9 protein-coding genes and 1 pseudogene are annotated in these 6,830 nt (G+C 47.2%); 9 read left to right on the top strand and 1 reads right to left on the bottom strand.

Translation table 11 applies throughout. From position 1 onward, the window contains the following. The coding region (locus QUA43_RS30410; RefSeq protein WP_333379469.1) for a DUF3854 domain-containing protein at positions 1-2,431 on the top strand (2,431 nt) is incomplete at its 5' end. A 127-nt stretch (positions 2,432-2,558) separates the two neighbouring features. Here QUA43_RS30410 and QUA43_RS30405 read toward each other — a convergent pair. Further along, positions 2,559-2,813, bottom strand: coding sequence for a hypothetical protein (locus tag QUA43_RS30405; RefSeq protein ID WP_333379467.1), 255 nt, complete (start codon positions 2,811-2,813; stop codon positions 2,559-2,561). A 429-nt stretch (positions 2,814-3,242) separates the two neighbouring features. Between QUA43_RS30405 and QUA43_RS30400 the strand changes: the two genes are divergently transcribed. The 8 genes and pseudogenes from QUA43_RS30400 to QUA43_RS30365 all read left to right on the top strand — a co-directional run. Further along, entirely contained in the window at positions 3,243-3,668 is a 426-nt protein-coding gene (locus QUA43_RS30400) for a hypothetical protein (RefSeq protein ID WP_333379465.1), read from the top strand. Then, a complete protein-coding gene (locus QUA43_RS30395) occupies positions 3,665-4,030 on the top strand; it encodes a hypothetical protein (RefSeq protein ID WP_333379463.1) in 366 nt (121 codons plus the stop codon). Before QUA43_RS30400 ends, QUA43_RS30395 begins: the two co-directional genes overlap by 4 nt. Positions 4,031-4,261: 231 nt before the next feature. After that, positions 4,262-4,603 carry a hypothetical protein gene (locus QUA43_RS30390; protein WP_333379461.1) on the top strand — a complete coding sequence of 114 codons (342 nt, stop codon included), beginning with the start codon at positions 4,262-4,264 and terminating at the stop codon, positions 4,601-4,603. Then, positions 4,603-5,112: a hypothetical protein gene (locus tag QUA43_RS30385; protein WP_333379460.1), complete on the top strand. Its 510-nt coding sequence runs from the start codon at positions 4,603-4,605 to the stop codon at positions 5,110-5,112. Before QUA43_RS30390 ends, QUA43_RS30385 begins: the two co-directional genes overlap by 1 nt. Further along, the gene (locus QUA43_RS30380) at positions 5,112-5,375 is read left to right on the top strand and encodes a hypothetical protein (RefSeq protein WP_333379458.1); all 264 of its coding nucleotides are present in this window, start codon (positions 5,112-5,114) and stop codon (positions 5,373-5,375) included. The genes QUA43_RS30385 and QUA43_RS30380 overlap by 1 nt, the downstream gene beginning before the upstream one ends. Then, on the top strand, positions 5,366-5,905 hold the full coding sequence (locus tag QUA43_RS30375; protein ID WP_333379456.1) for a hypothetical protein: 540 nt from the start codon (positions 5,366-5,368) through the stop codon (positions 5,903-5,905). Before QUA43_RS30380 ends, QUA43_RS30375 begins: the two co-directional genes overlap by 10 nt. Positions 5,906-5,917: 12 nt before the next feature. Next, entirely contained in the window at positions 5,918-6,316 is a 399-nt protein-coding gene (locus QUA43_RS30370) for a hypothetical protein (RefSeq protein ID WP_333379454.1), read from the top strand. 129 nt (positions 6,317-6,445) lie between these two features. Further along, positions 6,446-6,830 (top strand): annotated as a pseudogene (locus QUA43_RS30365) (hypothetical protein); the annotation flags it as partial.

Below are 6,830 nucleotides of genomic sequence, written 5' to 3'. Positions count from 1 at the left end.
AAAATATGAGTCCTCGCTAGGTAGTGACTTTGATGCCCTACTCCCCCAACACCCTACAAACAAGGATTACTGGACAAAAGAAAACCTCCTCAAAACTTGCTACTGGATTAACGACCATCCTTATGTAGGCATCACCGAGGGGCCGTGGAAAGCGATCGCCGGATGCGTCAACGACTTGCCAACAGTTGCCCTACTGGGAGTAGAGATGGGACTTTCTGGCAAAGCTGGTGATGTAGAAGGGAAGCGGCATTTAGTACCAGCCCTCAGAATGCTGGCAGAATGGGGCTTCGGGTTCATCATTATCTTTGATGCCGATGCAGCCACAAATCAAAATGTGAGAGCAGCCGAACGGAAACTAGCCCGACAATTAGCTAAATTCAATGTGCCAGTGCGTAGCGTGACAGGCGACTGGGATGCGGGGCCGAACGGAGAATTTAAAGGGATGGATGACTTTATCCAAGGAAAGGGAATCGAGGAATTCCGAGCAATCCTCAGCAGAGCCAAACTGTTTGAGGAAAAATACCAGGACAACAACGAAACTACCGAACGCAAACCGCCGACACCTCGACAAACCGCTCGACAGCTAGCCGAAGACTATGGGCATCTGTGGAAGTTTGACAACGAAACGAAAGCATGGCGCATCTGGAACCACAATTACTGGGAGCCGACCGACGACGGGAACGTGGAAACGCTGGTAAAGGCAACCATTGACGCACGGGGTATTAACTACAAAGGATTTAGCTACATTGCCGACACCATAAAGCTTTTAGCTACTGATTTACGAGTGAAGCGCTGGCAGATGTGGGAGCGAGCGCGGTACATCGCATTTAATAATCTGGTACTAGACACCGAGACAGGAAAAACACTGGAACACTCGCCGAGTATGGGTTTCACTTCCTATCTGCCTTATGTATACAAACCGTATACAGCAATGTCTACAGATATTTTGGACAACCTCAAAGGGAATTGCCCAAATATTTACCACTGGATGAACACTGCAATGCAGGGCAACCGCAAGAAAATTCTTAAACTGCTGGCAGTTGTGAACGGGTTGCTTAAATTCAAATTCTTTGACCTGCAAATGTTTGTGCATTTAATTGGAAAACCGGGCAGCGGTAAAGGTACGTTTATCCGACTGTTACAAAAAATTGTAGGGCGGGATAACTGGAAAGGTTGCAAACTCAAAGCCCTTGACGACGGCTCAACAATGGCAAGCATCATTAATAAGCAGCTAGTCAGCGCCCCAGACGAGCGCACCGCATCAGGAGTTGACTCCATTCTGTCTCTCACTGGGGGAGATGCCATAGGATACCGGGAAGTTTACAAACAAGCCTCCGATGCTTTTTTCTACGGACTGCTAATTATTGGTAGCAATCATCCAATTTTTGTAGGGGACACAACAGGACTAGACCGCCGACTGTGCCTAATTCATTTTGACAACCCCTTACCTACAGCTCAGAGAAATTCTGAGATAGAGGCCGCTATGGACGCCGAGATTTCCCAGTTAATTGCAGTGGCCCTGACACTCGCGGACTCTGAAGTTACCGAGGCAATCCAAGGGAAGGGCAACAGCCAGATTGCAGAATTCCAACTACAGGAATGGGAGATGAAAACGCAAACTAACAGTGTGGCCGCTCACTTTGACGACTGCCTGATTCTTGACCCAGCAGCCTCGACACCTACAGGCAAGATTTACGACCACTACAAAGAATGGTGCAGCAGCGGACTCAAAGCGGTATCGCACATTAAATATCCCAAGATGCTTAGCGAACTGTGCAATGACTACTTAGAATTAACCTCTGTGCAATGGGAAAAACACCGAGGCCGGAGCTTTTTTAAAGGACTGCGACTTCGAGACGAAAGCGACACGCAAACATCAACACACTCAGATTTATTGCAATCTGGTATCCCCAAACCTAAAAATGACGGGGTTTGCGAAGCAAATGACGGGGTTTGTGCGGGGTTTGTGCGGGGTTCTGAACCCTTACCAGTTGGGAATTACAGCGATTTGTCAGGGTTTGAGCCTCAAAACTTTCTAGAAAAATCTACCGAGGTGAAAGTACAGCCGGAAGCAGGGGAATCAGCAGAGCATTTTATAGAAGATGTTGAAAAAACCCCGCAAACCCCGTCAAACCCCGCAAATACCCAACCAGCAAGGAATGCAAACCCCGCACAAACCCCGCCAAACCCCGTCAAACCCCGCACTAATTCCACATCAGAAAAGCGATCGGCTCAGGAGTTTAAGGTTGGAGATAAGGTTGTTGTCGCAGGGCCAGCGGGTATCTACAAAGGTGCTTGTGGTGAAATCGTAAATATTTGCTGGACTGTGGCAGGTCAAGAATGCCGGGTGCAATTCGAGAAAGAGGTGCGTGGTAGCCTGCGAGCTGATATTCAAGCCAGGGACTTGATGAACCAGCCCACTAAAAATTGAGTAGCTGAAAAGTTACCCAAGGAATATATGTAACCGGACGGTTGCGGCTATTTTCCCAAAGTTCCGACGGAGTTTCTACACTTCGGCGGAGCTTGCTAGCGGAACTTCGGGAAAATCCCGCTAGAGGTTAGAGCGCCCTGAGTCTCTGCTTTCTAGCAGATTTCAGTTGTGCTTTCAAGCTGTCAACTTCCCGCTGCAATTGCTTTTTTTCCCATCCCAGCCTTTCGGCACAACAATGCAACCATCGGAACTCCATCTCCTTAGCACAGTCATAATCGGGGGAGTCCTCATCCTCAAAAGGTTCTAATTTCCGATAGCTGTTGTCTTGACCATCAAGGTAGCGGGCAATTTCCATGAGTTGAGGTGCTAAAGAAATTGGCACTCTAATGGTCTTAAAATCGCGTGTAGACCATTTGGAAGGTCGCCCAGCCCCTATCCGCTTTCCACCCCGCCGAGGCTGCTTTATTGATTTAATCATACAATCAAGGAAAATATTGATTAAGAGTGTGTATTCAAACATAGCTACATCTGTCTAGAGGTATAGCTTTATCTCTATTTTAATGTATATATTTTTCTTTTTTGTTTACCGGGTATCACCAAACCCGGTTGCAAGCAAGCAGCGTGGCCGGGGGGGCGGGCCATAGCCCGGCTGCTCCCCCCGGCCCACGTTCTCATATTGTGTCTAGATGTAGTTACCTATAGATTTATCTGTAACCATGTCGAGCTACCTATAAGTAATTTGTATGTAACCATTGTGTAACTGTTGTTAGTTACATACTATAATGGTTACATACAACGTTAGGTAACTGATATGACATTTTCAGTAGTGCAGGGGATTCTAGAACCCGAATATGGCAACATGATACAGATTGACACAAAGTGCTGGTTTATTTGGCTTACAGAGAATGACTCTTTCCGCTACGAATCGAATAATCATCCTTCCTTTAGAGCGCGTAAGGAGAAAAAATACTGGTACGGTTACAGAAAAATAGACGGCAAGTTATATAAACGCTACATAGGGGTCAGTAATGAAGTTACCCAAGACAGACTAGAACAAACTGCCGAAGAGTTCGTAGAAATAAGCACTCCCGACAAAACAGAGCGCAAATCAAGCAAAAAAGAAGTTACACAAACAGTCGAGAAAGAGGTTACAGATGCAGTTACACACGACCGAATAGCAGCGCTTGAGGCTCGACTGCAACTGATGGAGGAACGCTTGGGAAAATTGAAGGCTTGAGTGAAGCAGACTCCGAATCACTCAAGCCAGTTACAGAGGAAGTTACAGAACTGCAAGAAAAACTCGCTGCTGCTGACCGACTGCTAGCTAAAAAAAATCAAGAAATTGCCGAACTCAACGCACGGCTGGTAGCAGCCAATCAGAAAATTTCGGAACGAGACGAGGAGATCGAGCGACTAGAATCCGAACTTGCCAGCCGATCGGAAGAAATTTCTACCAGTTCAGCGCCGATCGCGATCGGTGTAGAATTCCCCGAAGCAGCCGACCTGCTCAATCAGTTGAAGGGCAAGCGCAAAAAATCAAAGGCAGAGCTGGCAGATGTGGCGGCCATTTTGGAAATTCTGCAACCAGACACAGATTAATTTTTCTGATGACGGGAAGTCGAGCGCGGGGAAGACTTAGACAGGTTTTTTCCCGTCGCCAACTCATCAGAAATCCTGAACTGTTGACTTTTGTATCGAGTTAAGCGCCGCTAGCAATTTGCTGTATATTCAAGGTAAGGAAGATGACGCGCGACTGCTAAGCGTACCACCGCTTAACAAGTCACGACTTCCCCAAGCCGTTGATTCAGAACGTTTGGAGCCACAAAAATCATGACACAGAAACCGCCCCCAAATGACGGGCGATCGCAATTCTTTATGGGTAGCAGTGATGCCCTAAAACTTGACTCGCTTAAACGGACGGCGGAACAGTTAGGGCTAGCTCCCTATGCTTCACTTTATGGCGATAAGCGCTGTAAGTCTACTTGGGTAAAGCTTTTAAGCAACAGTGACTTACATCCACTCACGCCACGCTACACAAAGAAATCTCAGCCAATCAATATCAAATTTGCGATCGCACTTTTTTTGGGTGCGATGGTTTTGCTATTTCTGCTCAAACCTTTACACAGTAAGGTTTTTCCAATTCAAGTAACCATTCAATTTGGAACAAAATAATGTCACTACAATTACGACTGTTTGGTGGTAAATCCGACGCGGGTAAACTTGCCAGCAGTAACGACGGCGGACACGCTATCGACAAATCAAAAGTTTTGGCCGCAACTGCACCGGGAGTAATTTCTCCGACCACCCCCGGTAACTTTGGCAGTATCCGCACTGCGCCTATAGTCCCCGCCCCGCGCCCATTCACAAAAGATGAAGCCGACGGACTAAAAGAGTTAGCACAGGAAACGGTAGAAGGTGCAAGGCAAGCCAAACGAGCCTACAAAGCACTAGGCAAAATAGAAGGAGCCGACGCGACGATACACAAAGAACACAGAAAATATGAAGGTGTGGTGGCTGAGAATGAGCTTAAAAAAGTTCGCTCGAACGCTGGTCTTGCCAAAAAGTTACACGGTATGCGACCAGGGTATGCACGGTTAGGCTTAGGGATTGATAAAGCTGAGAATGATGCCCGTACTCGGATTGATGCAATTAAAGTCAAACTAGCCGGAGGTTCCAACTGATGAGAGCGATGTACTTGGCAAATTACTTTATCGCCGGGTGCATCGCTTCCTCCCTTCTGGGATGGGTAGCAAGCTTGCATCCAATGTCATTCAGAGCGATCGCTTTTTTGCTGGCAGCACTAGGAATTATCTGGGCGAGCGCGTGGCTCCTGGACTACTCCTTAAGCCAATTTCTAAAGATATCTATTCAACAATTGCAAGCAGTGCTGGTAGGCGTTCTAGCCGTTCTGATTGTGGGTTTGGGGGTGTTTTTATGCTCTTAAAGATGATAGTTTTATCAAGTTCAGCATTGGTGCTGTGGGTGGCTCCTTTGGTTGGACTAGACAAAAGGGTTGGCTGGCATAAATCTATTCAGGGTTTAAGCCTCACCGCTGCTGTTGCGTGTGCTGTGTCCGCTGGTAATATCGGTCGCAAGTTAGCGGAGGAATCTGAAATACTGGAACTCAAGACACGCGCCATTAAAGCTGATGTCGAGGACGAGATAGCGACAGAGGTCTATGTTTCGCAAGCACAGCGCCAACAGGAAGCAGAAGCGATTCTTAATCCTGTGGAACGTCTCGAACGCGCACTAGCCTTAACTTGTGGGGATGAGGATGGTGCAGCGAACGTTCAGAACGACATACAAGCTGAGGACACGGAAGAACGGCGCGCTGAACGGGTACTAGAACTCAAAGCAAAGGGATGGGGTAAAGCTAAAATCATCCTTGAAGTTTGGGGGATATCCAAAGGGGGGAGCCAAAAGTATAAAGATGCTGAGGCTTTGTACGAGCGTTTAATCAGTGGCGAAACTTGATACTCTAAAAAGATGTGTATAACTTCCGAAATCCAATTTGTGGAGGATATGTTCTCAATCGGCACCGAGGGACCGAATGGGGTGCTGACTGCGCTGTTTATGGGAAAACTTATTCCGAGAGCAAAATGGAAGTTATACATGAGCTTTTGGCACACAGTCATCTGGAAAGCTGGAAAAAACATTAAGAAAGCAATCAAAGAGCTACTGCGGGTTTGGCTTGGAACCCACTTTTTCGAGCTGCTAGTTGATATTTTTGTGTGGTTTACAGAGGCATTGGCAGACGATACTGATACCGAACTCTGCAAAATTGAAGCTAGTCGCGACCCCCCGCTAGTCTTTGTTCCTATTCCCAAGCTTGTTGAATCTAATGGTTGCGCTCGCAGCGATTTAGACCTGTTCGCTTATTTTTAGCGAGCGATTCCAATGTAGGCTCATTTTTAAAAACTTTCATATAAATACCAAAAACCGCTGCACTCAATTGGAACCTGAATCAGCGGCTTTGGTGGTCCACACTCAAACTCGCTTAGGGCGAGAAAGTTTATGCTTCACGACTATCCTGCGACAGCCATAACCGACCATCTTGCGACAGCAGTCATGACTAATAGTACCGCAATCAACCCTACACTTTCAACAGCTAACTCCCTAACAGCTCAACACCAAGCCCACAGTGAATCACGGGGACTGCTTAACGACTGGACGAGAGCCACCAGCCGGAGTATCACCCATTCCGAAGCAAAGGTATATGTAGGAAACAACGCCCCCAGCGCTGGCATTCTCTTTATGGGAGCAAACGGGCAAATTCAGTTCAAGCCAGACACGCCCAGGAAGAACAAGAAGGGCAAACCCATAAAATATGAGTCCTCGCTAGGTAGTGACTTTGATGCCCTACTCCCCCAACACCCTACAAACAAGGATTACTGGACAA

It is taken from the genome of Microcoleus sp. N9_B4 (genome assembly GCF_036701635.1).
Lineage (GTDB): Bacteria > Cyanobacteriota > Cyanobacteriia > Cyanobacteriales > Microcoleaceae > Microcoleus.
Note: the sequence above shows the minus strand (reverse complement) of the source record. Positions and strands in the feature narration are given on the sequence as shown.